At 45.2% G+C, this 26,022-nt stretch carries 20 protein-coding genes and 1 tRNA gene; 10 read left to right on the forward strand and 11 right to left on the reverse strand.

Going from position 1 to position 26,022, the window contains the following annotated elements; genetic code table 11:
• Positions 1 to 192: 192 nt before the first annotated feature.
• A tRNA-Arg gene (locus tag HF322_RS03795) sits at positions 193 to 269 on the forward strand.
• A 26-nt stretch (positions 270 to 295) separates the two neighbouring features.
• Here HF322_RS03795 and HF322_RS03800 read toward each other — a convergent pair.
• Both HF322_RS03800 and HF322_RS03805 read right to left on the reverse strand, forming a co-directional pair.
• A complete protein-coding gene (locus HF322_RS03800) occupies positions 296 to 1,198 on the reverse strand; it encodes a hypothetical protein (protein WP_169392084.1) in 903 nt (300 codons plus the stop codon).
• A gap of 74 nt (positions 1,199 to 1,272) precedes the next feature.
• Positions 1,273 to 1,620 (reverse strand): hypothetical protein, encoded by a 348-nt coding sequence (locus HF322_RS03805; RefSeq protein ID WP_169392085.1) that lies wholly within the window; start codon positions 1,618 to 1,620, stop codon positions 1,273 to 1,275.
• A 48-nt stretch (positions 1,621 to 1,668) separates the two neighbouring features.
• On the opposite strand from HF322_RS03805, the gene HF322_RS03810 reads away from it, so the two are divergent.
• Positions 1,669 to 2,463: an NAD-dependent deacylase gene (locus HF322_RS03810; RefSeq protein ID WP_169392086.1), complete on the forward strand. Its 795-nt coding sequence runs from the start codon at positions 1,669 to 1,671 to the stop codon at positions 2,461 to 2,463.
• An 88-nt stretch (positions 2,464 to 2,551) separates the two neighbouring features.
• Here HF322_RS03810 and HF322_RS03815 read toward each other — a convergent pair whose 3' ends face one another.
• The 3 genes from HF322_RS03815 to HF322_RS03825 all read right to left on the reverse strand — a co-directional run bounded on the left by HF322_RS03815 (position 2,552) and on the right by HF322_RS03825 (position 5,159).
• Complete coding sequence (locus HF322_RS03815) at positions 2,552 to 3,082, reverse strand: TPM domain-containing protein (protein ID WP_169392087.1); 531 nt, start codon at positions 3,080 to 3,082, stop codon at positions 2,552 to 2,554.
• A 122-nt stretch (positions 3,083 to 3,204) separates the two neighbouring features.
• Positions 3,205 to 4,383 (reverse strand): YgcG family protein, encoded by a 1,179-nt coding sequence (locus HF322_RS03820; RefSeq protein WP_169392088.1) that lies wholly within the window; start codon positions 4,381 to 4,383, stop codon positions 3,205 to 3,207.
• A gap of 98 nt (positions 4,384 to 4,481) precedes the next feature.
• Entirely contained in the window at positions 4,482 to 5,159 is a 678-nt protein-coding gene (locus tag HF322_RS03825; RefSeq protein WP_169392089.1) for a LemA family protein, read from the reverse strand.
• 777 nt (positions 5,160 to 5,936) lie between these two features.
• On the opposite strand from HF322_RS03825, the gene HF322_RS03830 reads away from it, so the two are divergent.
• Positions 5,937 to 7,520 (forward strand): sodium:alanine symporter family protein, encoded by a 1,584-nt coding sequence (locus HF322_RS03830; protein ID WP_169392090.1) that lies wholly within the window; start codon positions 5,937 to 5,939, stop codon positions 7,518 to 7,520.
• Positions 7,521 to 7,669: 149 nt separating this feature from the next.
• On the opposite strand, the gene HF322_RS03835 is transcribed toward HF322_RS03830, so the two are convergent.
• Both HF322_RS03835 and HF322_RS03840 read right to left on the reverse strand, forming a co-directional pair.
• Positions 7,670 to 8,311, reverse strand: coding sequence for a fasciclin domain-containing protein (locus tag HF322_RS03835; protein ID WP_169392091.1), 642 nt, complete (start codon positions 8,309 to 8,311; stop codon positions 7,670 to 7,672).
• Positions 8,312 to 8,405: 94 nt separating this feature from the next.
• Positions 8,406 to 8,960 carry a fasciclin domain-containing protein gene (locus HF322_RS03840; RefSeq protein ID WP_169392092.1) on the reverse strand — a complete coding sequence of 185 codons (555 nt, stop codon included), beginning with the start codon at positions 8,958 to 8,960 and terminating at the stop codon, positions 8,406 to 8,408.
• Between the two features lie 704 nt (positions 8,961 to 9,664).
• Here HF322_RS03840 and metH point away from each other — a divergent pair.
• Positions 9,665 to 13,351 carry a methionine synthase gene (gene metH / locus HF322_RS03845; protein WP_375138525.1) on the forward strand — a complete coding sequence of 1,229 codons (3,687 nt, stop codon included), beginning with the start codon at positions 9,665 to 9,667 and terminating at the stop codon, positions 13,349 to 13,351.
• Between the two features lie 163 nt (positions 13,352 to 13,514).
• Complete coding sequence (locus tag HF322_RS03850) at positions 13,515 to 15,164, forward strand: DUF262 domain-containing protein (protein ID WP_169392094.1); 1,650 nt, start codon at positions 13,515 to 13,517, stop codon at positions 15,162 to 15,164.
• Positions 15,165 to 15,248: 84 nt separating this feature from the next.
• Here HF322_RS03850 and HF322_RS03855 read toward each other — a convergent pair whose 3' ends face one another.
• The 3 genes from HF322_RS03855 to HF322_RS03865 form a co-directional block, all read right to left on the reverse strand.
• Positions 15,249 to 15,398: a DUF2256 domain-containing protein gene (locus tag HF322_RS03855; protein WP_169392095.1), complete on the reverse strand. Its 150-nt coding sequence runs from the start codon at positions 15,396 to 15,398 to the stop codon at positions 15,249 to 15,251.
• Positions 15,399 to 15,410: 12 nt separating this feature from the next.
• Positions 15,411 to 16,361 carry a Xaa-Pro aminopeptidase gene (locus HF322_RS03860; RefSeq protein WP_308811480.1) on the reverse strand — a complete coding sequence of 317 codons (951 nt, stop codon included), beginning with the start codon at positions 16,359 to 16,361 and terminating at the stop codon, positions 15,411 to 15,413.
• 126 nt (positions 16,362 to 16,487) lie between these two features.
• A complete protein-coding gene (locus tag HF322_RS03865; protein ID WP_169392096.1) occupies positions 16,488 to 16,979 on the reverse strand; it encodes an META domain-containing protein in 492 nt (163 codons plus the stop codon).
• Between the two features lie 485 nt (positions 16,980 to 17,464).
• On the opposite strand from HF322_RS03865, the gene map reads away from it, so the two are divergent.
• Both map and glnD read left to right on the forward strand, forming a co-directional pair.
• A complete protein-coding gene (gene map / locus HF322_RS03870) occupies positions 17,465 to 18,259 on the forward strand; it encodes a type I methionyl aminopeptidase (RefSeq protein ID WP_169392097.1) in 795 nt (264 codons plus the stop codon).
• 165 nt (positions 18,260 to 18,424) lie between these two features.
• Complete coding sequence (gene glnD, locus HF322_RS03875; RefSeq protein WP_169392098.1) at positions 18,425 to 21,142, forward strand: [protein-PII] uridylyltransferase; 2,718 nt, start codon at positions 18,425 to 18,427, stop codon at positions 21,140 to 21,142.
• On the opposite strand, the gene HF322_RS03880 is transcribed toward glnD, so the two are convergent.
• Complete coding sequence (locus tag HF322_RS03880) at positions 21,139 to 21,777, reverse strand: hypothetical protein (protein WP_169392099.1); 639 nt, start codon at positions 21,775 to 21,777, stop codon at positions 21,139 to 21,141. The genes glnD and HF322_RS03880 overlap by 4 nt on opposite strands.
• 300 nt (positions 21,778 to 22,077) lie before the next feature.
• Here HF322_RS03880 and dapC point away from each other — a divergent pair, with 300 nt between their 5' ends.
• The 3 genes from dapC to HF322_RS03895 all read left to right on the forward strand — a co-directional run bounded on the left by dapC (position 22,078) and on the right by HF322_RS03895 (position 25,969).
• Positions 22,078 to 23,277, forward strand: a complete 1,200-nt coding sequence (dapC, locus tag HF322_RS03885; RefSeq protein WP_169392100.1) for a succinyldiaminopimelate transaminase — start codon at positions 22,078 to 22,080, stop codon at positions 23,275 to 23,277.
• A 140-nt stretch (positions 23,278 to 23,417) separates the two neighbouring features.
• Complete coding sequence (locus HF322_RS03890; RefSeq protein WP_169392101.1) at positions 23,418 to 25,361, forward strand: DUF294 nucleotidyltransferase-like domain-containing protein; 1,944 nt, start codon at positions 23,418 to 23,420, stop codon at positions 25,359 to 25,361.
• A gap of 8 nt (positions 25,362 to 25,369) precedes the next feature.
• Positions 25,370 to 25,969, forward strand: coding sequence for a 3'-5' exonuclease (locus HF322_RS03895; protein ID WP_169392102.1), 600 nt, complete (start codon positions 25,370 to 25,372; stop codon positions 25,967 to 25,969).
• The last annotated feature ends 53 nt before the right edge of the window (positions 25,970 to 26,022 follow it).

Below are 26,022 nucleotides of genomic sequence, written 5' to 3' on the forward strand. Positions count from 1 at the left end.
GATGGCGGGCTCAATTGTAATCGGTGGTCAACAATGATTATTCTCCCTAGCATTATAAGGGAAAAGCGGATCAAATTGCCATGCTTGATTGAGCGCTTGGCGGTTTTTTCTTTAAAAAGAGTTCAATTTGATATTACGCATTGGCAATTAGAATTTTATTTGTTAGACTAGGCGGTCTTTATTTTTGATCATGCGCCCGTAGCTCAGTTGGATAGAGTATCGGTCTCCGAAGCCGAGGGTCGTGGGTTCGACTCCCGCCGGGCGCACCATTCCCCATAATTCTGCATCTCCTTAACTAATAATCTTCTTCGTAAACCTCTACCGTTTCATAGTCGTAACTGTCATCATCATTAGTGGCAGCAGGCTCTTCGATAACCACAGTGTCTTCAGCATAGTCATCACGAACGCGGATGGTGCTTTGCGTGGTCGGCGCTTTTGTGGGTTCAGGCTTTGGCGGCAAGTCACTCATACTTTGGCGACGGTGCGTGGTTTCCCAAGTCGCGTCCAAGTCGTTTGGCTCTTCAATAATCACATCATCAAAACCATCATAATGCGCCATCATGGCGATGTCCGCTTGATTTTCTTTATCAATTTCAATCATAGCGGCAATCATCACAGCGGCACTGCCAATATCGCCGACGTTGTAGCTTTGGTTTTGATTTCCCGATTCATCGTAAGACGTGCCAATATCATAATAAATTGGCGCTAAAAAGCGATTGCCGCGAAGTTCGCTAAAGCGGCTGATGACCTCAGCATCAACGCCAAATAACGCTAAAATATCGCTGTAAATACCGCTGTTGAGAAGCCTAAAAATTTGACTGGCAATGTCAGGGGCGCTGCCCTCATCACCAAGGTAGCGAATGTCTAAATAAGCGCTGCAATCCACGCGACCGTCCTCACGGCGGCTCGGCTCTGAGATGTAATCCACGCCGATTTTCACGCGGCGCAGCAGGGCTTGGCTTATCGGGTCATCGCCTTGAACATTGATACTGGTGTCACGCGCCCGCTGAATCACATTGTCCTTAATCCCTTGAACGACCCAAGGCGCCACGCAGGGATTGGCGATAGCGGCGACTTTTTCTGCGGGTTGATTGTCGTCTTTTGAGGCGCTATGACCACAAGCAGTAAGTAGCGCGGCGGCGTTGACCACCAAGCTGAGCAAGGATACTTTAAGCAAAACGACAAGTGACCGCGACATGATCCCGCCCTTATTTTCCAAATAAAAAATCAATCGGCGCATTATCGCTTATTTTGCTAACACAATTCTAGTATTTAGGCAAGTTTTAAGGTTAAATCACGAGCAAGTGTGCTTTGCGATGGCACTTGATGATAGTTCAGCACTAGGGCATCCCCTAGCTTGCGCTGACCTGCCGCCACTTTTTTATCTATAGTAATCATGGCGATTTTTTGTCCAGACTTACTGACAATCAAATGATTGGGCTTTTGGGTGACGCGGACATCAGCAAAGCTTTGCTCAATGAGTCGCGCCGTTTTTTGTAAAGCGGGGTTAGGCTTTGGCTTAGACGTTTTGTTTTTATCATCACCGCGCCGTTTGGCAACCAACCAAAGCGCGGCGATCACCAAAATCAATATGACAAGCCACCAAATACCGTCTATCATAAGTCAATCCGTCTAAATATAAGCCGTTGTGAATCTCAAGGTGCGGTTATGGTAGCAGAATTACCCAAAGAAATAATGATGCAGATCAATAAAGCGGCGAAGATGTTGCAAGCTGCCAAATCGGTTTGTGTGTTAACCGGGGCAGGCGTTTCTGCTGAAAGCGGCATTCCGACCTTTCGCGATAAACAAACCGGACTTTGGGAAAATTACCGCGCAGAAGATTTGGCAAATCCGGCAGCCTTTAAAGCCAATCCTGATTTTGTTTGGGGCTGGTATCAGTGGCGACGCCAACAAGTCATCGATAAAAAGCCCAATCCTGCCCATTTAGCCCTTGCCCAGTGGCAAAAGTCGGCGGCAAATACGGGCATTCACTTTACCTTAATCACTCAAAACGTCGATGATTTGCATGAACAAGCAGGAAGCGACGTTTCTCATTTGCACGGCAGGCTTTGGCAAAATCGCTGTAGCCGTTGTCAAAATCTATCAAAACAATCGCCCAATCCAAGCGAAAACGCTAAGCAAGCGCTTGATAATAATTTGGTGTATTGTGAGATTTGCGGCGGACTGCTGCGACCTGATATCGTCTGGTTTGGCGAGGCATTGCCTAAAAACGAATGGCAAATCGCCGAAAGTGCTGCTGCCGCTTGCGATGTTTTTATGAGTATTGGCACCTCAAGTTTGGTGTTTCCAGCGGCAGGACTTGCCGGAATCGCTCAGCAGCATGGCGCAAAAATTATCGAAATCAATCCACACCCAACGCCAAACACCATCGTCGATGTGACCATTGCCGCACCCGCCGGTCGCGCTTTGCCGTTATTGTTAGAACAACTTCAAGGTATTTGAACAACTTTAAGAGGATAAAAAATCCCCTAAAAAAATAAGTAAAAATAGCTGAGAATGAATCTGCCCAATTTTTACTTTACACAGTTTATCATTTTAAAAAGATAACCGAATCGCTCAGCTCATTGCCAGCGGGATCATGTTCTAAATAATAATATTGCCGAAGCAGCTGACCAATCTCATCAATCAGCTCGCAAAGGCTAGCGTCATATTTTTGATTGCTCATGCCAGCCACGGCTTTATCACACATAGCTCGCCAAATGGTCGGACTGACATGCTCACTAATACCGCGATCGGCAATGATATCAAGGCTTTGCTCGCAAATATTGACATAAACCAAAACGCCCGTATTCTCTTCGGTGTCCCAAACGCGGTAGTCACTAAATAAGTCAATCGCGCGCTCGCGGCACGTCAACTGATAAGCGTCTGGAATCGGAAGCTGATTTTCAATAATTAAAAACACCTCGCCGCGATGACCGCGCTCCGCTTCCGTAATTTTAGCGCTCAGTTTTGCTTTGACCGCAGCGGTCAACCAGCGACTATGCAGCATCGGAATAAACGAAACCTGACGCCATAAGCGGGCAAAGCTTGGCTTGACATCGGACTGAGAAGGCTTTGCCATGAATGATAAATCCTCAAATTAGCAAAAAATATATCCAATCAAATACTCTAAATTTAGCGAATGATGTGACTAGGCTGAATTTAGCGTGACGGTTAGTTTGAGCATCGCTTTAAATCTCAAGTTTACCAAGAGCCACCAGCACCGCCGCCCCCAAAGCCGCCACCGCCGCCGCCGAATCCACCCCCGCCAAAGCCGCCACCACCAAAGCCGCCGCCGCTGCTACCACCGCCAAACCCTGGCAAAAAGATCATGCCGCCACCACCGCCGCCGCGACCTCCTCGACCACCGCCGCCACCGCGAGAAATCAAAAACAGCCAAATAAATATCGCCATAATCACAGTCATAACGATGCCGCCACCAAGCGCCAGTGACCCAACCACAAAGCCGCCTGCAGTCAGCATTGATCCCAATACTCGACCAAAAATCGCGGTGATGACATTACCAAAAATCATCGCCATGATAAATAAAAAGATACTCGAGGGCGTATCATCGCCGCCACTTTGGGTGCGCTCAGCAGCTTGAGCATCCGCTCGCGCTAACACGTCAGGATCGGCTTTGAGCCTTGCTGTCAGAGCATCAATCCCTGAGCTTAATCCTGCCGCGTAGTCATTTTGCTTAAATAACGGCGTGATATCTTCGCGGATAATGCGTTTGACCGCCGCATCAGGAAGCGTGCCTTCAAGACCATAGCCGGTCAAAATATAGATGTTGCGATCATTGACCGCCAAAACGATCAGCAGACCATCATCGATATCTTTATTGCCGAGCTGCCATTTGTCTGCCACTTGTAGCGCGTAGTCAAATATCGGTAAGCCATTGGTCGTGGGGACAATGACCACCGCCGCTTGCGCAAGTCCAGACTGATAAATGCTTTGCAGCTGATCGGTTAAGCGCTGCTTTTCAGTTGCCGTTAAAATGTTGGCTTGATCAACGACCGGCTGATTTAAAATGAGCTTATCAGCATCGACACTTTGAGCATTTGAGGTGACCGCCGGCTTTGTAGAAGTAGAATTAGCAGAGGAAGATTGAGTAGCATCGCTTTGGGAGCTTTGCGTGATGGCATCATTATTAAGAATGGTATCATTTAACGCCTCATTATCAAGCGCATCATTGATCGCCTCATTACTTTGCCGCGCTTTTGCAATCGCCACCAACTCATCAGCGCTATGATTGCTTGGGTTTAACCGGTTGTCATCGGCTGACGCGACCGCCACATCGTTTGGTGCTGCAAATACCTGCCCCATGCCGCCCAAGCTTACGCTTAATAATACTGCTGATCCAATTGCTTTCGCGTTTTTCATCCGACGTTACCACCTCAAGGGCATCCTTGCTAAACCATCCCTTTTTATTATTAATAAGTTATTATTCAAACCAAGTCTTTATTTTTAATAAATTTTTGCTATTTCTTATCGTCCCCAAAATCAACGGTTGGCGCGGTTGAAATTTGTGTCTCATTTGCCACGGTAAAGTTTGGCTTTGGCTGCATGCCAAATACTTTTGCGGTAATGTTGGTTGGGAACTGGCGAACCGAGGTGTTATAACCTTGAACCTCTTGAATATAGCGGTTGCGAGCGACCGTAATTCGGTTTTCTGTGCCCTCAAGCTGCGCTTGCAAATCTTGGAACAACGCATCCGATTTTAAATCAGGATAGCGCTCAGAAACTGCCATCAATCGTGACAGCGCGCCGCCAAGCTCGGACTGCGCTGCGGCGTAACGCTCCATCGCTTGTGGGTCGTTGAGCACCTCAGGGGTGATGTTAATGCTTCCGGCTCGCGACCTTGCTGCGGCAACTTCGGTCAATACTGACTTTTCTTGATCGGCATATTGTTTCACCACTTTGACCAAGTTTGGCACCAAATCGGCTCGGCGCTGATATTGGTTAACCACCTCAGACCATGCGGCAGTGACCTGCTCATCTTGCGCTTGCAAATTGTTATAACCACAGCCAGTTAAGCTGACTGAACCGGTAATAAGGGCAGCGGATAACAAAATCGGCTTTAATAATGCAAATGAGGGTTTAATCAAGGGTTGCTTGCTAACAGATTTGCCAGACAGTTTGACAAAATCACGCGACATAATGTTCTCCTAATGCTTTCAACACGAATCAAAGCGCTACCGATCATTTATAGCAGGCGGTCTTTGATCGCCAATCTCTCTTTATGCTGCTAATAATGGCGCGATCAGGCGAAATTTACAATTCATCGTTACCAAAACACAACCGCAATCGCCCCAATGCTGACCTTTGCGCTTACTCCATCTATTTTTTAAATATCAATTCTTGTTATTTAATCAAGTAAGCTTTTTAATTTAATGATTTAAGTTAACTTAATGATTTTAGCGTCTTCATAAATTTTAAAATGATTTATAAATGCTCAATAAACTGATCTATATTTTTAATATAAAACAATAGTTTTTAAATCATTATAACGCCAAAAAAATCAAAGCTAACCGTTACGTGCTCTGATTCTTCCATTCATAACTATTATTATTCCTCTATAAAAAAAATTGCTAGTAATCAATTTAAAACTGTGGCAAATTGCAGTTACGTAGCCGTATCATCCAGCAACGTTTAGAAGCAATTGGAAAATAAATCATTGATTTAATGAAATTTAGTTTGCTAATTTTTTAAAACGTTGCTGGCTATTGCGGCTGATTAAACGCATAAAACTCTCCTCAAGGGTGAGATTAGCTGAAAACTTACGCAACAAAAAAAGTGTTTGGGCAACAGTGATGATGACAGCACTAAGGTTTTAAAATCAGGGTTTCAAACTTTCGCTAAGCTAATATTGGCAATGCGTCAAAATAATTGATGTGCCAATAGTCACCACTTTGAGATGATTTGAGGAAGACAATATGGAAAATTTGGTCAATATCGTCAATGGAATTATTTGGAGCCCCGCGCTGGTTTATCTGTGTTTGGGCGCAGGATTGTTTTACTCCATCATGACGCGCTTTGTTCAGGTGCGCTTGTTTGGTGAGATGATTCGTTTGCTGTTCAAAGGCAAATCTAGTGAGGATGGCATTTCCTCATTTCAGGCGCTTGCTGTATCGCTAGCCGGTCGCGTTGGCATGGGGAACATTGCAGGGGTTGCTGCCGCCATCGGCTTTGGTGGTCCTGGCGCGGTATTTTGGATGTGGGTTGTTGCCTTTTTAGGCGCATCAACCGCTTATGTTGAGTCAACACTTGCTCAGATTTATAAGGAAAAAGACGCGGTCACCGGTCAATATCGCGGGGGTCCTGCCTACTATTTTGAGCGCGCTTTAAACCAGCGCTGGTATGGGGTGGTATTTGCGATCGCCTCTATCCTTGCTTGTGGCATGTTCTTGCCTGGTGTTCAAGCAAACGGCGTTATCAATGCGGTCACTCAGGTGATGGGTGAAGGCAATCCGATGAACATTCTTGGCATCGATGTCGGCGCGATTCGCTTAAGCGCGCTTGTGGCTATCCTTGTCATTTTAGGGATCATCATTTTTGGTGGTATTAAACGAATTGCGACTTTTACTGAGTTTGTCGTACCGTTTATGGCGATCGGTTATATTGCTTTAGCCTTGATTATCATGTTTACCAACTTTGAGCGAATCCCTGAAGTGTTCGGCTTGATTATCGGCGATGCCTTCACAGCGCAAGCAGGCTTTGGTGCGGCGATCGGTTGGGGCGTAAAACGCGGTATTTACTCTAACGAAGCGGGTCAAGGAACAGGACCTCACGCAGCAGGCGCGGCTGAAGTTGAGCATCCTGCTCAGCAAGGTTTGGTTCAAGCGTTCTCCGTTTATGTGGATACGCTGCTCGTTTGTTCTGCGACCGCATTTATGATCTTGACTATGGGAACGTACAATATCCAGTGCTTTGCAGCTAACAAATGTACTACCGCCGCGGATGGCAGCTTTATCATTCAAAACGTGGCAACCGCTACGGAAATCAACTCGCCTGCCTTCACCCAAATGGCAATGCAGTCGGTTTATGGCGGCTTTGGTAATATCTTTATTGCGCTTGCCGTGTTCTTTTTTGCCTTCACCACCATTTTGGCATATTACTATATCGCTGAAGTCAACGTGTCTTACTTGACCCGCTTTATCAGCCGAAATGCCAACCGCACTGGATTATTTTTAGTCAAAGTCCTCATCATGGCGATGGTCGCTTACGGCGGTCTAAATTCTGCCGGTTATATCTGGACGATTGGCGATATTGGCGTTGGTCTTATGGCTTGGTTGAACATTGTGGGGATTTTGGTCATCTTCTTTGTAGCTCGACCTACTTTGACGATGCTCAAAGACTACGAAAGACAGCGAAAAGCTGGCGTTGCTCATTATGACTTTGATCCTGCAAAATTTGGGATCAAAAACGCGCCTTATTGGGAAGAGCGTCATCTCAAACGTCAACAAGCATTGCGTGATGCTGAGATTGGTAGCCAATCTTTAGATAAAGAGCTCAAATAACGGGTGTTTAAATAGCTGATTTAACTGTTCAAAAAATCCTAAGCGGCGGCTTGGGATTTTTTATTGCCGACTGCTTTTGTTGATCCGCTAAAAATCGCTCAACAAAAAAAAGCCTGACCATTTGCCAAGCTTTTTTTAGTGGTAAAAATTTATTGTTTTGGCAGCAGTACTTTATCGATCACATGAACCACGCCATTACTGGCTAATATGTCGGTTTTGGCAATGCTCGCCTTGTTGCCACTGGCATCGGTGATCATGTTGTCTTTATCAATCATAAACGTTTGACCATTGACCGTTTTGATGTCAGTACCATAAGGAATGTCGGCAGCTTTAACTTCTTGCTCTGGGATAACGTGGTAGCTTAGTACCGCTTTGAGCATCTCTTTATCAGCAAATAGCTGTTCTTTGGTCATGTTGAGTTTGGTCAATAGCTCATCAAATGCCGCGTTGGTTGGCGCAAATACGGTAAAGCGACCGTTTTCTGACATCAAGGTGGTGTCAAGCCCCACATCTTTAAGCGCAGCAGTAAGCGTGCTTAAATCTGGCGTTTCGGCGGCGATCTCGCCGATGGTTTTTTCAGAAACGTTGGCAGCTGCAGGATCCATCTCATCAACAGGCGCTTCAGGAACGACCGCTGGTGCCGGTTCTGCTTCTGTGGTTGAGGCAGGCGTTGCAGGCTCAGTGGTGGTTGCCGCAGCGTCTGTTTCATCCGCAGGCTTGGTGTTGTTACTACAAGCCGAAAGTGCCATCATTGCAGCAATTGATAATGGAAGTAAGCTCTTTTTTAGCATGGTCTTATCCTTTTATATATTAAGATGGTTAGGTATTAATCTTGTTTGATATTAAAAAAACTTGTTTGGTATCAAAAAAATATAAACGCTTGTCTTATTTTGGCATTAACACATGATCGATCACATGGATCACGCCATTACTTGCTTTAATGTCGGTTTTGATAATATTGGTCGTGCGTCCCATTTCATCCATCAGCTGACCTGTTGCTGTAACCATCAGCGGATCATTGCTGAGCGTCATCACATTGCCAGATTTCAAATCGCTGCTATAAAGAGCTTTGTTGCCATTGATAACGTGATAGCCCAAGATTTTGGTGAGTAGTGGCTTGTTGGCAAACAGTTGCGCTTTGGTCATTCCGGTTTGTTGCAAGGCTTGGACAAAAGCGTCATTGGTTGGCGCAAAAATGGTAAAGTTGGCATTTGGGTTGGCAAGCACGCCCGTCAGCCCTGCCGCTTGAACCGCCTCGACAAGGAGTGAAAAATCAGGATTGCTTTGCGCCACTTGCAATAAGTTCATATTAGCGGTCGCCGAGGTTGCAGCCACCGGTTTTGTCACCACGGTTTTTTGTGGCATGATGTTGTTACAACCACTGAGCGCTGCAAGGCTGACGGCAAGCGCGCTGATAGCAGCACCTCGTAAAATTGTCATAAAGTGATCCTTAATAATGGGATGATGATTGGCATTCGGCGGCAGCGGTTATTATCTGCTGTTTAACTAATCGCCGTTCGAATTTGAGCTTAAAACCGGTGACAACCGTGAGCTTAATTTTAAAAACATAAAGCAAAAATGATTAAGCTGTTATAACAAGATCGTTATTAAATCTTTTCAAAGTGAACTACCAAGTTTATTTAATACTGCCGCTAAACCATGATTTCGCTTTGCTTTTGGTTATTTGTTTAAATAATATGAAAAATTGCTTTAAACTCACAAAATTAAATTACCACATTACGCTTGGAAAACTAATTTGCAATTACGCTGTTATTTGTAAGCTTGATGTAACTTTTGTTTATTTTCTAGCCAAATTTTTGATTTCGCAGTAATTAACTGCGGTTAAAGCTATTTTTAAACCATTATTCAATCACTTTTCCATTATTAATATTGGTTTTGATGGCTCAAACTGTTCGGCATAAAGTGACCCGTTTTTCATGGTAAAATAGCCATTATTTACCCTTTTAACGCCTCTTTATTGCCTTCCTTTTTCGATTCATTTTTTCTTATTTTTCTTTGATATAAGCAGTCATTTTATGAGCACAGCCCACGCCCCGACCTCAAGCAGCAAATCCATTATTACTACCAACCCAAGCGATTTTGAATTGACGCCGCCTACGGCTTTTAACTTTAAAGCCCAGCAAATGACGGCGCGCGAGCGGCTTGTCGATATCTTAACCCGCCGAATTATGATGCTTGATGGCGCAATGGGAACGCACATCCAAACGTATAAGCTCAATGAGGCTGACTATCGCGGCGAGCGCTTTGCCGATATTGCGCAAGATGTAAAAGGCAATAATGACTTGCTCGTGCTCACGCAGCCTAAAATGATTCAAGACATTCACCGAGCGCACCTACAAGCCGGCGCAGACATCATCGAGACCAACAGCTTTAACGGTACGCGGCTGTCGATGGCAGATTATAATATGCAGCATTTGGTGCCAGAAATGAACCGTGAGGCGGCAAGAATTGCTCGCGAAGTGGCGGACGAATTCACCAAAAAAACGCCCGACAAGCCGCGATTTGTGGCGGGTGTCATTGGTCCAACGTCAAGAACTTGTTCGTTGTCGCCCGATGTCAATGACCCTGCTTTTCGCAACATTACCTTTGATGAGTTGGTGCTCAATTACCGCGAGGCGACGCTTGCTTTAATCGCAGGTGGCGTGGATATCATTTTGATTGAAACCATTTTTGATACGCTAAACGCGAAAGCGGCGATTTTTGCGGTGACGGGCGTGTTTGAAGATATCGGTTTTGAATTGCCGATTATGATTTCAGGAACGATTACTGACGCCTCAGGGCGAACGCTGTCAGGACAAACGGCAGAAGCGTTTTATAACTCGATTCGCCATGCCAAGCCGTTATCGGTCGGCTTTAACTGTGCGCTTGGGGCGGATGCGCTCAGACCGCATATCCAAACACTGTCAAACATTGCTGATACTTTTGTTTCCGCGCATCCAAACGCAGGATTACCCAACGAGTTTGGCGAGTATGACGAGACGGCGGAAGAAACCGCCGCGCTGCTTGAAGGCTTTGCCAAAGCGGGCATTTTAAATATCGTTGGCGGCTGCTGTGGCACAACCCCTGAGCACATCCGCCAAATTGCTAATATGGTTGCCAACTTTCCGCCACGCGCCATTCCTGAAATTCCACCTGCCTGCCGATTGTCAGGGCTTGAGCCGTTTAACATCACCAAAGATAGCTTGTTTGTCAACGTCGGTGAGCGCACCAATGTGACCGGCTCTAAGAAGTTTTTACGTTTAATTAAAACCGAAGCTTATCTTGAGGCGCTTGATGTGGCTCGCGACCAAGTCGAGGGCGGCGCGCAGATCGTTGATATCAACATGGACGAGGGTATGCTCGACTCCAAGCAGGCGATGATTCATTTTATCAACTTGGTATCGGGCGAGCCGGACATCAGCCGAGTACCGTTAATGATTGACTCCTCAAAATGGGACATCATTGAGGAAGGACTCAAGCGCTCGCAAGGCAAATGCGTGGTGAACTCGATATCACTCAAAGAAGGCTACGACGAGTTTGTTGAGCGCGCCCGCCTCTGTATGCGTTACGGTGCGGCGGTGATCGTGATGGCGTTTGATGAAGACGGTCAAGCGGACACCGAGCAGCGCAAGATTGAGATTTGTCAGCGCAGTTATAACGTACTTGTTAATGAAGTGGGCTTCCCATCAGAAGATATTATTTTTGACCCGAACATTTTTGCCGTTGCCACCGGAATTACCGAGCACAACAATTACGGCGCGGACTTTATCAATGCCACGCGCTGGATTACCGACAATCTGCCCAATGCCATGGTCTCAGGCGGCGTGTCCAACGTATCATTTAGCTTTCGCGGCAATCCCATCCGCGAGGCGATCAACTCGGTGTTTTTATACCACGCCATCAAAAATGGCTTGACTATGGGCATCGTCAACCCCTCGATGCTTGAGCTTTACGACGACATTCCAAAGGAAGCTCGAGACGCCATTGAGGACGTCATGCTCAACCGAAACCAAGGCGAATCAGGTCAAGACGCCACCGAACGGCTCATGACCATTGCCGAAACCTATCAAAACGGCGGCAAGAAAAAAGACGCGACCGCCGATTTGGCTTGGCGTGACGACACCGTCGAAAAGCGCATCGAATACGCGCTCGTCAAAGGTATCACCACCTATATTGAAGCCGACACCGAAGAAGCAAGGCTAAAATACCCACGACCGCTTGAGGTCATCGAAGGTCCACTAATGGACGGTATGAACGTCGTTGGTGATTTGTTTGGCGCAGGCAAAATGTTTTTACCGCAAGTGGTCAAATCGGCACGCGTGATGAAGCAGTCGGTGGCTTGGCTTAACCCTTTTATCGAAGCGGAAAAAGTTGAAGGCGAAGCCAAAGGTAAAATCCTTATGGCAACGGTCAAAGGCGACGTTCACGACATCGGCAAAAACATCGTTGGCGTCGTTCTTGGCTGTAACGGTTATGAAATTGTCGATTTGGGCGTGATGGTACCTTGCGAAAAAATCCTTGATACCGCCATTAAAGAGAACGTCGATATCATCGGCTTATCAGGACTGATTACCCCAAGCCTTGATGAGATGGTCTATGTCGCCAAACAAATGCAAGAGCGCGGCATGGATTTGCCGCTGATGATTGGCGGCGCGACCACCTCAAAAGCGCATACGGCGGTCAAAATCGAGCCGCAATATCAAAATGATGCCGTCATTTATGTGGCGGATGCCTCGCGCTCGGTCGGCGTGGTGACTAAATTATTGTCCAAAGAAAACCGCCAAGAGCTGATTGATGAAACACGCGAGGACTATATCAAGGTTCGTGAGCGCTTGGCAAAACGTCAGCCCAAAGCTGCCAAACTGTCTTATAAAGACTCCGTTGAGCTTGGCTTTCAATTTGATTGGGACAACTACGTGCCGCCGACCCCAAATCAGCTTGGCAAAGTAGTGCTTGAGGATTATCCGATTGCCAACTTATTGCCCTTTATCGATTGGACGCCGTTTTTTATCTCGTGGGGACTTGCCGGAAAATATCCTAAAATCTTGCAAGATGATGTTGTTGGTGAAGCAGCAACGGATTTGTTCGATAACGCGCAAACCTTACTTGATAAATTAATCAATGAAAAACTCATCACTGCAAAAGGCGTGTTTACTCTCATGCCTGCTCGCCGAACCGGCGCGGATACCGTCACCGTTTTTGACGCTGACCCTAATAATGGCGGCAAAGTGACCTATCAGTTTGAGCATTTGCGCCAACAAAGCGACAAGGCCAGCGGCAAGCCCAACTTTAGCTTAGCCGATTTTATCTCGCCCTCCATCAATCATACCGACTATTTGGGCGGCTTTACCGTCACCATCGTCGGCGCGGAACAGCTTGCCGAAGATTACAAGGCGGCAGGCGACGACTATAACGCCATCATGGTGCAAGCGCTTTGCGACCGCTTAGCTGAAGCCTTTGCCGAGCATTTGCATAAGCTCATCCGCACCGAGTATTGGGGCTATCAGCCGGACGAGTCGCTTGATAACGAGGCGCTCATCAAAGAAAAATACGTCGGTATCCGCCCCGCCCCCGGCTACTCTGCCTGCCCCGAGCATACCGAAAAAGGCAAGCTGTTTGATTGGCTTGGCACGACGGACGCTATCGGAACGCGGTTGACCGAAAGCTTTGCCATGTGGCCGGCGTCCTCGGTCAGCGGCTTTTATTACTCGCACCCTGACAGCGAATACTTTAACGTTGGTAAAATTAGCACTGACCAACTTGAGGACTATGCGGCGCGAAAAGGTTGGGATTTGAAAACGGCAGAGAAGTGGTTGAATCCGAATTTGTAGTTCATTACTAACTTCTTATATTTTCTATAAATAAGAAAGTATGCAGATGGGTTAAATATTTTTAAAAGGTATGAACATCTTGCTTCATACCTTTTCTCTTGTGAAATATATTGCTTAATGGCATTATTAAAACCTGCTTCATGACATAAAGGTAACTATTAAAATGTATGACAATGCATTGGAAAACCCAAAAACTATTAGACAACTTTTCCAAAACTTAAAAGAAATCAGAATACCAGCATATCAACGCGCATATAGTTGGGAGCAGAAACATTGTGAGCAATTTTTTGAAGACCTTATGGAACAGAATGGTAAAAGCTATTATTTAGGTCAACTCTTATTTGAAAAAGATGAAAGTAAGTTCTTTATTATTGATGGGCAACAGCGTCTTACTACTACCCTATTATTTCTCTCTGCCCTAAGCAAAGTGAAATATTTAAGAGATGAAGATACTACAGCTATTAAAAACACCTATTTAACTGATGTTTTTAGAACGATTGAAGATGATCAGGTTATATTTAAGAAAGTAACCCAAAAACATCTAGTATCAAAAATTGATAATACTGAAACGCTTTCTCAAAAGCGAATTATTGACGCATTTGTATTATTTGAAACTAAATTAAATAATTTAAAGAGTGATAGGTTATCCCAATTACAGTATTCTCTTGAAACTGCGGTGATAAATACGTTTTATATCTCAAGTAAAGTTGAAGCAACGCAACTTTTTGAATACCAAAATAATCGAGGCAAGTCTTTATCTACATTTGAAATAATTAAAGCTTATTTAATGCATCAGCTTTATGTATACAGCATGGATAATGATCAAGCAAATAACGCAGTAAAGGATATCCAAAATATTATTTCTAAAATCTATAGATATATTGAATCTGTAGAAGGTTATTTTAGCGAAAATGAACTTCTTAATAATTACTGCCTTTTATTTTACGGAATCCAAGGTACAGCCGAAGACATCAAAAAACAACTAACCAAGCAATCTGACAGACTAGCTTGGATTCAATTATTCTTTGAAAATTTTGTAGAATTCACTCATAGTGCCAAGAGTATAGTTGCAAATAAAGACGACACTACATTATCTAATCTTTTCTTACTTGGTAATGCTACCAACTGGAAGATCATTACTCTAGCCTTATATTATAAAGGTGACAACTCGGGTAATAAATATCGAAACATATTAAAACTACTCGAAATTCTATGTTTTAAGTTAAAGCTAGGTGACTATCGTACTGATAGGCTTCCTACTTTTGCAAGACATTACTTTAATAAGCTAAATGACGACAGCCTCAATACTCTCTATAATGAGATAAAGACAGCTACTGAAGTAGGTTTTAAGTGGTATTGGAATGAGAATGATAGATTCAAGAATATAATATATAATTATTTTGATAATAATAAAATGCATTACAGTGGAAATAGAATTAAGTTTGTATTATGGCAATACGAAAATCACTTACGCTCAAAGAATCGTTCAGGGTCACTAATAGATAAAGCACTATTTGATGATTATACAATAGAACATATTAACCCTCAAAACCCTAAGCAAAAAGAACATTCAGAGTTATTTAAGACAGACTACCTACATCTATCAGGAAATCTAGCTTTATTGACAAAGAGTCAAAATAGTCAGTTTACTAATAAGTCTTTCGAAGATAAACGAGATTTATTTCAAAACACTGCCTTGACTAGCTATACGGAGATTAGAAATAACGCTCAATGGGAGGAAAATGAAATTCTAAATCGTCATGAAAAAATTTCTAACTTTGCTAAAGCATATTTTGATACTTCAAAACTGTAATTAGTTTAACAGCAAAAATACCGCCACCTCTATCCAGCTCCTTTAGTAACGTTAGGCTGGAAAATGTGGCGGTTTTCTATTGTCTTAACTATCACCTTTATCCTTACCCCGCCGACACTTTTCCGAACAATACACCACCTGTTCCCAATCCTTTTCCCACTTTTTACGCCAAGCAAACGGCTTTTGGCAAACGGGGCAGATTTTTTGCGGTAAGTTGACTTTTTTATGTGCCATAAGTTGACCCCTTTATCTGCCCCAACTTGGCGCGCGAATCACGCCACCGGTTTTACTGCTGATGGTATAGCCGCCGCTACCGGTTAAGGATCGGATGACAAGGCTGCTTCCGGTTTGACCATTGATTGCGGCGTTTTGCATCGGATAAACGGCAAACTTGCCACTTGGCGACAGCCGTGCCGGTTCATCAAGTCCAGTATCGCCAAGGTTGACGACTTGAGCACTGCTCAGGGTCATCACCGCCGCCTGTTTGCCATTTAAAAAGCCAAGCTTTGAGCCATCGAAGCTTACCATCGGGCTTGCCGCGTAGCCAGTCGTTGTGATGGGAACGACGCGACCGACCTTGCCATCAGTCGTCAAATACTGCCGATACAGCCTTGGGCGACCTGCCCGCGCCTTGTCACTGACGTAAATCACGCTTTGACCGTCCGCCGCGTAGCTTGGCTGAACCTCCGTGCTTGGCAATCGCGTTAACTGCGTGACTGCGCCATTACTAAGCCGCTGCTCATAAATATCCGCATTGCCGCCCATCGTTGAGCTGAACACCAACTTTTGACCATCAGGGGAAAACGCCGCCGACAAATTGCTGCCTTTATTACTCACCGTCAGCTTGGACGATTGACTGGCTTTATCATAGATAAAAATCTTTGGGGCTTCGCGCATGGCTTGCTTACTGTAGGCAAGTTTTGCGCCATCAAACGACCATGACGGCGCGTAAATATAGCCGTTTAAGCGGTCGATAAGTTCGCGGTTGCTGCCGTCAGGGCGGATGGTATAAAGGCTCGATACTTTTGCCGAGCCCAATCCCTCTTCTTCCACATAAGCGATTAAACCGTTTTTATCAATAATCGGCATTTGGTTAACGATGGGATTGGCAATAGGAGCACCGCGTTGCTGCGATAAGCTTTGACATCCCGACATTACAACCGCAGTTATTGCAATTGCCGCAAAAAGTTTATTCACAATAATTCTCAATTTTATTATTTTAAAAGTCTATTTTAGCTGATTATTTTACTACTGCGACCATCATTTTGACATAAAAAAAACCCCATAAAATAATGAGGCTTTTTTTAATTTTTATTTTAGTGCTTATTTAGCAACAGCTTTAAAATGCGCCACTTGATTGCTATTGGTAATAGTCAAGATAGGAACATTATTGGCATTTTTGTTTAGGGTATATTTACCATTCACCGTTGCTAAAGTTGCGGTATCAAAGCTTGCTTGTGGCTCAGGGCATGCCATCATGGTGCTGAGCATATTTGACAGCTGAACATTGCCGTTCACAACGCTATATTCTGCGCCCATGTTGTTACAAGTGTTGATAAAGGTCACGCGATTGCTGCCATTGCTGTTAAAAAAGCTTAACGTCAACGGTTTGGCAGGGTTAGAAAAAAGCTGGGTAACCTTGCTGCCATTAGTACGAGTGACATCCACCAATTGCCAGTTATAAGCTTGCAAGTCTTTGTTGGTGACAGGGTGAGTCACTGGTGCAGTCGCACTTGGCGTAGATTGGCAGCCTGCAGCAGCAAGCGTTCCTACAGCAAGGATTCCGGCAAATAGGGCTGAAGTCATAGTCTTCATAGTTTCTCCTCAAGGTTTTTGGATAGCTTTATGCTTATTGACTCGCAAAAGGCAAGAGAATATGCCTCATGTTTATCTCTCAATAATTGCAACTTATAAATAAAATATCTCATTTTATTTGATCGCAACTTTGTCTTTCCTCAAAATACTCATGTTTTCAAAAGTTTAGATCGTGGTATTCTTATTTTTTATAGTTATTAATTTTATAGTGATCAAATCATTAAAAAGTTTGCTAAATTGTTCAAAAATTATCAAAATAAGGGTAATCAAAACAACGGTTATATTATGGCAAACCGATATTAATAAGTCATGACAGGTTGTGTAGCGCAAATAATAAAATATTGTTTTACAATATAGTGATTTTGTATGCCCTCTTGCCCTCGGCGCCATAAGCTGCTAACGGATTTGCTACAGGAGTTTGCCCGCAAAAAAGCCAAATTATGCTATAATATGACCACTGTAATTTATTTACGAACCTATTGATAATGACAATGAAAAAATCCTTGATCCAATCAAAAGATGCTTTAGATAAAATGCGCGTTGCCGGAAAGCTTGCCAGCGACGTTTTGGTGATGCTTGATGAGCACGTGAAAGTTGGCGTCAGCACCGAAGCGCTGAACCAAATCGCTCATGATTATATCGTCAATACGCAAAAAGCCATCCCAGCCCCGCTCAACTACAACGGCTTCCCTAAGTCGATTTGTACCTCAGTCAATCACGTGGTTTGCCATGGTATCCCGTCAGAAAACAAAATCCTAAAAGACGGCGACATCATCAACATTGACGTGACAGTCATCAAAGATGGTTATTATGGCGACACCTCAAAAATGTGGGTGGTCGGCAATGGTTCCATCATGGCGGAGCGTATCTGTAAGGTGGCTCAAGAGGCGCTTTATGCCGGAATGAGTGTGGTCAAAAATGGCGCTCGCTTAGGTGATGTTGGCGCGGCAATCCAAGAAGTGGTCGAGCCTGAGCGCTTTAGCATCGTTCGCGAATTTTGTGGTCATGGCATCTCAAACGAGTTTCACCACGAGCCACAAGTACTGCATTATGGCAAAAAAGGCACAGGGTTTGAGCTAAAAACCGGAATGACCTTTACCATTGAGCCGATGATTAACCAAGGCACTTGGCAGACCAAGATTTTGCCGGACGAGTGGACAGCGATCACTAAAGATCGCAAATTGTCCGCCCAGTGGGAGCATACCCTTGTGGTGACGGATAATGGCTGTGAGGTGTTCACCACCCGACCTGAAGAAGATTTAAGCTTTTTAAAGCAATAAAAAAATAAAAAGACTGCAAGGTTGCAGTCTTTTTTTTGGGCAAAAATTGGCGTAAATTAAGGCTAAAAGCGCTATGAAAGTTTAGGGCGTGTCTTCAATTCAAACGATGCTTTCTAAAACGGTCAATTTTTTCAAATTAATAAGGTAGGATTTCAAGGGGCAACCATGACTCAAATGACAAGTTTTAAGTTAGCACCCCTTCCTGCTTTAACCTCAACCAACCAAAATCAGTGGCAACAGTTAATTACGACTTGGCTTGAGCAAATCCATAATGATACTAATGAAGCGCTCGCCTCAAACATAAATATTCGACCGCTGGTGAATGCTCGCGCCGCCGCCATCGATGAGCTGTTATTGGCGCTGTTTTTTGGTGTTGAGCTGCAAAACTTTAATGTCGCGCTGTTTGCGGTTGGTGGTTATGGTCGCAGCGAGCTTGCGCTACATTCAGACATTGATATTTTACTGCTGACGCAATTTGCAGAAGATCAAGACAGCTCTCAAACGGCAAGTTTTCATAAAAAAATAGATGCTTTAGTGGCGCTGCTTTGGGATGTGGGGCTTGAGCCTGCGCTATCGGTTCGCAGTTTGAGCGAGTGTTTGGACGCCGCGCGCGAGCCGACCATTGCCAGCACGTTACTTGAATCGCGATTTTTAGCCGGAAACGCGGCGCTCAAAGATATGCCTGTGGCTATCGTTGATGAGGTTTGGTCGGCAAAAGACTTTTTTGACATTAAAATGAATGAGGCCAAATCGCGGCATCTGCAAAATAACGCTACTGAATTTAACCTTGAGCCAAACATTAAAGCCGCTCCCGGTGGTCTTCGTGATATTCATATTATCGGTTGGATTACTAAGCGCTATTTTCGAGTAAATACCTTGTTTGACTTGGTTCGGCAAGGATTTTTAACCCAAAAAGAGTTTGAAACGCTAAGTGATTCGGAAGATTTTTTATGGCGAATTCGGCATTATTTGCATGATTTGACGAATCGCTGTGAAAACCGCTTATTATTTGATTATCAGCGCGAGATTGCAGACAAAATGGGCTACAAGGCGTTAGTTAATGATGCGCCAAACGCTGCTGTTGAGCGCTTTATGCGTGATTATTACCGCTCGGCAATGCAAATCTCAACGTTATCTGAGATGCTGACCAACCACTATTTTGAAACGATTATCGAGCCAAAACTTCCCAAAAGTGAGCGCCCCGTTAAGCATCCATTGAACGCGCATTTTAACCAAATCGGCGACCAAATTGCGATGGCGCATCACCGCGTGTTTGCTCAGCATCCTGAGGCAATTTTGGAGATGTTTTTGCTGATGGGTCAACATGGCATTAAGCGCGTTCGAACTCGAACCTTGCGAGCGCTAAAAATCGCCGCGCAAACCATTGATGACACTTATCGCAATACTCCTGATCATCAAGCACTATTTTTAGCCAATCTCAAAGAGCAAAACTATCTGTTTCAACGACTGCGAACGATGAACCGCTATGGCGTTTTGGGGCATTATATTCCGGCGTTTGCTCAGGTTACAGGATTGATGCAGTATGATTTATTCCATCGTTATACGGTTGATGCGCACACGCTGTTTTTGATTCGCATGCTGCACCGCTTTACCGACTCAAAATATCATGATGAGTTTCCACTGGTGAGCGCTATTTTTCAGCGCATTGAGCGCAAAGAAATTTTGGTGCTTGCCGCCATTTTTCATGACATTGCCAAAGGTCGCGGCGGCGGCAATCATAGCCAGCTTGGTGAGATTGATGCGGTGGCGTTTTGTCTTGCTCATGGGATGAGTGATGCGGATGCGCAGCTTGTTGGTTGGCTCACGCGCCATCATTTGCTGATGTCAATGACAGCGCAAAAAAAGGACATTTTAGACCCCGAAGTGGTCACCCAATTTGCCACCATCGTCGGCAACGTCACCCATTTAAATCATTTATACGTGCTCACCGTTGCCGATATGAATGCGACCAATCCACAGATTTGGAACAGTTGGCGGGCAACGCTATTAAAGCAGTTGTACTCGCAAACGAGGCAGATTTTGCGCGCCAATATCGATGCGCCAACCAACCGCTTGCAAATGATTGCCGCAACAAGGCAAAAAGCGCTGGCGCTGCTCGATAGCCACTATCAGCATTTAAACCGCGATGAGGTGCTCAGGCTTTGGGATGATTTGGGCGATGAGTATTTTTTACGCGAAATTGCTGAGGATATTCTTTGGCATTCCGAGGCGATTTTAAATCATCCGCCGATCGGTCGCGCCTCAACGCCGCAAAGTGCGCCCTTGATCGTGCTTCGTGAGCACCGCGAGCTTGCCCTTGATGCCATTCAAGTGTTTATTTATACCCAAAATCAGTCCAACTTATTTGCCGTCACCGTGGCGGTTTTTGATCAGATGAATTTGGATGTACTTGATGCGCGGATCATCACCGCAACTCGTGACTTTGCGCTTGATTCTTACGTGTTGCTTGACCATAGCGGGACGATTCTGACCGATTTTGCCAACCAGCTTGAGTTAAAATTGCGCTTGATTGAGGCGTTTAAACACCCCAATTTGCCAAAATTAACCCAAAAACGCATTCCACGCGAACTTAAGCATTTTGTCGTTCCCACCCAAATTGAGTTTGAATTTAATGAGGCGTCAAACCAACATATGATGAGCTTGCAAACGCTTGACCAACCGGGGCTATTAGCAAGGATTGGTCGTGTGTTTTTGGAGCAAAACATTGAAGTTCATGCCGCGCGAATCACCACCTTGGGCGAGCGCGCCGAAGATATGTTTTATCTCAGCGACCAAAATGATGCGCCACTTGCTTTTGATAAGCTTGCCGCGCTAAAATCGGCGCTGATGGCAAGCTTAGCGCCAAATAACCAAGCGCTTTAAATAGGCTGAGCAAGTAAGCTTTTATAAATCATCGCGTCAGCCAGCGGTGACAGCTCGGCGTCGGCGATCTCAGGGGGCAAAACTTTTGCCTCAATTTGATAATCGGCAAGCAATAAGCGTCCGGCATCCACCTCTTTTTGCAATAAGCACTGAAGGCTAGCTAGACGCAAATTGGCATCGTAACGCTCATGAATGCGTTGCAATGAGATCGGCGACTGGGCATGAATGTCCGGAAAAATGCTGTCACTTGCCAAAATATACATCTCGTTGAGCGCCTGCTCGCGAGCAAGATCGGCTTTATCAATGCTGTTTTGCATCCGGTTGGCAAGGCGACCTTTAAAGGTTATCATCACTAAAAAAAACAGCGTTTGCAGCGCAAATATCGTTAAATATTCCCAAAGAAACAAATTTAGCCCAAACAATTTTCCTGCGGACATTAAAATAAGCGCGGCTGCCACATAAGCCACAAACTGCCAAAGTAGCCACATCATCAGGCTATTGTCCCCAAACCAAAACAGATGCCGCTCTTTGAGCATAATCAGGCGCTGACGCGTCTGCCACCACTGCGCCTCACGCTTTTGCAGCTGTTGGTAAAACTCGGTTCGCGCTTCGCGATCCTCCGAAAAAATAGGCATGATGGTTATCCTTGTGATAACAAGCTTGGAATAAAGCCACAACTTAAAAAATATGGGTCATAAAATAACGCTTGATCGCCAGCCTTAATGAGTAAAACAGTAAGGCAAAGTTTAACTTAGCGACTTGCGCTTCCTCGAGCTCGAGGAAGTTACTAGCGATGAGGTTAGGGTTGTTTAAATCTTTATTCTAAATATTTTATTGTCTGTAACTTTTCTAACGCGTTTGTTTCCCAATGTTTTAAAATTAATCTTTAATTATCATTCATTTACCATTGTATCACAATTATAGTCAGCCCAATTATGAATCACAACCTTACTGCCCTTCATCCTTATCCGTTCGCCAAAATGACAAAACTGCTTGAAAATAGCCGTAAACCTCAAGCCCTGCTTGAGATTAAGCTTGGCATCGGTGAACCAAAGCACGCGCCGCCGCCCTTTGTTTTGGACGAATTACGCGAAAATTTGGACAAATTAAGTGTGTATCCCACCACCAATGGCTTGTTTGACTTGCGCCAGACCATTGCGCATTGGTTGGAGCGACGCTTTTTTTTGCCTCATGTGAATCCGCAATCGCAAGTTTTGCCCGTCTTAGGGTCGCGTGAGGCAATTTTTAGCTTTGTTCAAGCAGCAATCGACCATTCAGAGGGCAAATCGCCGATTGTGATGATGCCCAATCCGTTTTATCAAATTTATGAAGGCGCGGCAATTTTGGCAAACGCTGAGCCATATTTTGTACCTTGCTTGCCTGCCAATCAGTTTAAAGGCAACTATCGCGCCATCAGCTTGGATATTTGGGAGCGCACTCAGGTGGTGTTTGTTTGTAGCCCCAATAATCCAACAGGATCAGTGATGGACATGGACGATTGGGAATATTTGCTTCGCCTGTCGGACAAATATAACTTTATCATTGCAAGCGATGAGTGCTACAGCGAAATTTATTTTAATGAGCCGCCGATTGGGCTATTGCAAGCTTGCGCAGCACTTGGTCGCAGTGATTTTAAAAATTGCATCGTTTTTCATTCGCTCTCTAAGCGCTCAAATTTACCCGGACTGCGCTCAGGATTTGTCGCAGGCGATGCCCAAATTTTAGCGCCTTATTTGCAATATCGAACTTATCAAGGCTGCGCCATGCCCGTACCAACTCAGCTTGCCTCCATCAAAGCTTGGCAAGATGAGCGCCATGTGGCACAAAACCGCGCCCTTTATCGCGAAAAATTTGCGCTTTGGATGGCGGAGCTTGGTGAGCTGTTAGCGCTGCGCTTGCCGGACGCTGGATTTTATCTTTGGATCAAAGTTCCTGATCAATTTAACAATGATGACGAAGCTTTTGTCAAAGCGCTTTATGAAAACGTGGCGATTTTTGCGCTTGCAGGGCGTTATTTATCGCGCGAGGTTTGCAATCAAAATCCGGGCGCAGGCTATATCCGCGTGGCATTGGTCGCAAGCCTTGAAGAAAATAAGGAAGCAATCCGCCGAATAAAAATGTTATTACAAGAGTAACGCCTTATTTAGCTTACAGAATTTATTTCAAATGGCGCGGTTAATGCTATAGTAAAGTGATTGGGTTTGATAAGTTAAGCCACTTAAATCGTTCAAATCACTTAACTTACCGCACTGGCTTTTTGCTCAAGGAGGCTTTTATGCCACAGCTTGATTTTACGCAGCCGCCATTTGATGTTCTGCGCTTATCTGAGCGCCAAAGCTTAAAAAAACATACCCATGTTCGCTATTTGGCGGCGGATGAAACGCTTGGGGCGGAGGATTTGCAAAGTTTTTTTGTGGTGTTAAAAGGGCAAATTGAACAAACCCTTAACGGGGAAACCGTCGCGGTTTATTTGGGCGATGACCACTCAAATCATGTCAATAACAATGACTGGTTCGACGCGCGTCGCCGCCCTGAAGGCGTGGATTCAGATTATGAAGCGCCGCTGCCATCGGGGCTTAATATGCCTGTCGATAAATTCAGCTACCGCTATCGCGCGCTTGAGGACACGCTGCTATGGCAAATCAATGGCATGGCAATGGATCGTATTGGCGCGCAAAATCATCTGGTTCGCCAACTGCTCTCCGACAAGCTTCCTGATCGCCTAAAAGCCTTGCAGCAGCGCCGTCGCCCTGCCATCCGACAAGATACGGACACCAGCGCTCAAGAAGAAGTTCAGCAAATTATGCTTCAGCCCATCACTGATGTGAAATTATTGCCCATTCATATCATTGAGGCGACCCAAAGTTTACAACAAGCTGCGCAAGTGATGACCCAAGCAGGTCAAAAGCATGTGTTGATTCGCCCAACGCCTGTTAACGCCCAAAACCTTTCTGAGCATCTGCTTGGCATGTTAACGGATACCGACCTTTGCCGCGCGGTCAGTGACGGTCAAAATCCAGCCACCACGCCTTGCCAAGATTACGCCAGTTTTAACCTGCGAACGGTGGACAGCGAGCAGGAAATCGGCGAGGCGCTTTTGACCATGACTCGCCACCGAATCCATCGCCTGCCTGTCATTGACCCTTCAGGGCAAATGATTGGCATTTTGGGGCAAAGCGACTTGATAGCCCATATCAGCCACCACTCGCAACTGATCAGCCTTCAAATTGATCAGGCAACTGATTTACCAAGCTTATTCACCGCCGTTGAGCGCATCGGGCGTTATATCCGCTCGCAGCAGCAAAACGGGGTGAAAATCAGCGTGGTCAGCCGAATGGTACAAACGCTCAATGCTCAGGTGTTCACCAAACTTTGGCAAATGATTGTGCCGTTAGACGTTTTTGAAAATACCTGCGTGATCGTGATGGGATCAGAAGGTCGCGGCGAGCAAATCATGCGCACCGATCAAGACAATGCGCTGATTGTCAAAGATGGCTTTACCCATCCAAATCTGGCTCATTTTGCGGACAGCTTTAATCAGCAATTGGCGCAATTGGGCTACCCACTTTGTGATGGCAACATCATGATGACCAATCCGCTTTGGCGCAAAACCTTGCAGGACTTTAAGGCTCAGATCAGCTATTGGTTCGTCAGTAACGACCCCAATCATGCCATTTATTTGTCCGCGATTTTAGATAGCGAGTTTGTTTGCGGCGATGAGTCGCTATTGGCTGCCATTCGCGAGCACCTGCAAACCGCGCACCGACAGTCCGACCCATTATTTGTACGCCAGTTTGCGCGAGCCGCGCTGCAATTTGGGGATATTAACTTATGGTGGCAGCGCTTTATCCCAAAGCTTGGAAAATCATCAAATCCGCAAATTGATTTAAAAAAAGCAGGGATTTTTCCACTCGTTCATGGTATCCGCGCTTTGGCACTTGAAAAAGACATTTTTGTGCCAAGTACCAAAGATCGCCTTAAAGCTCTGGTTCAAGCGCGGATTTTTAGCAAAGAGCGCGCCGAAACATTGGCAGAAGCGCTCGATTTTTTTATGGCTCAGCGCTTAGCCATAGCGCTTATCACCGAGGACAAACATGCGCGCCAAGTTGATCCGACCACGCTGACATCCATTGAACGCGATGTGTTAAAAGAATGTTTGTCCGTGGTCAAAAGCTTTAAGCTGCAATTGCGACAGCATTTTAAGCTTGAATTGGCGTAAGTTGACTGATGATTGACTCCCTTATCAGCCAATTTAAAAAACGCAAGCTTAAGCGACCTGAGTTGGCGGTCATGTTTGAGCCGCCTGCGCCTGAACGATGGGTTGCCATTGATTGCGAGATGACGGGGCTAAACCCCAAAAAGCATCACCTGCTGTCAGTTGCCGCCATTCATATTGATGGCAATAAAATCGACAGCGGCAACGGCTTGCACTTAATTTGCAAGCCGCCACAAATGCCCAATCGTGATACCATTATCATTCATGGCTTGCGCGCCTCAGATGTGGCTTATGGCATGAGCTACGACGACATGCTTGCGCTGCTCTTACCTTTTATTGGCAATCGCATGATCGTTGGGTTTTGTCCGCAAATTGATTTGGCATTTTTAAATCCACTGGTCAAGCCCTATTTAGGAACGCCGCTACCTAATCAAGTCATCGACATTGCGCAAGTTTTTGGTAAAAAAATCGGCAGTTATGACCCTAATTTTCCGGCGCCATCGCAGCATTTAACCCAGATTTTGGCACATTACCGAATCCCCAATCTTGGCAGTCATGACGCTTATAATGACGCCTTGATGACCGCCATGGCATTTTTGCACATGCGTTAGCGGTAAAAAGCCATAAAGCAGCATTTGGGTAATTCTGCTACAATATCGGGCTA

The sequence above is a fragment of the Psychrobacter sp. MF31 genome, assembly GCF_012847335.1.
Taxonomy (GTDB): domain Bacteria; phylum Pseudomonadota; class Gammaproteobacteria; order Pseudomonadales; family Moraxellaceae; genus Psychrobacter.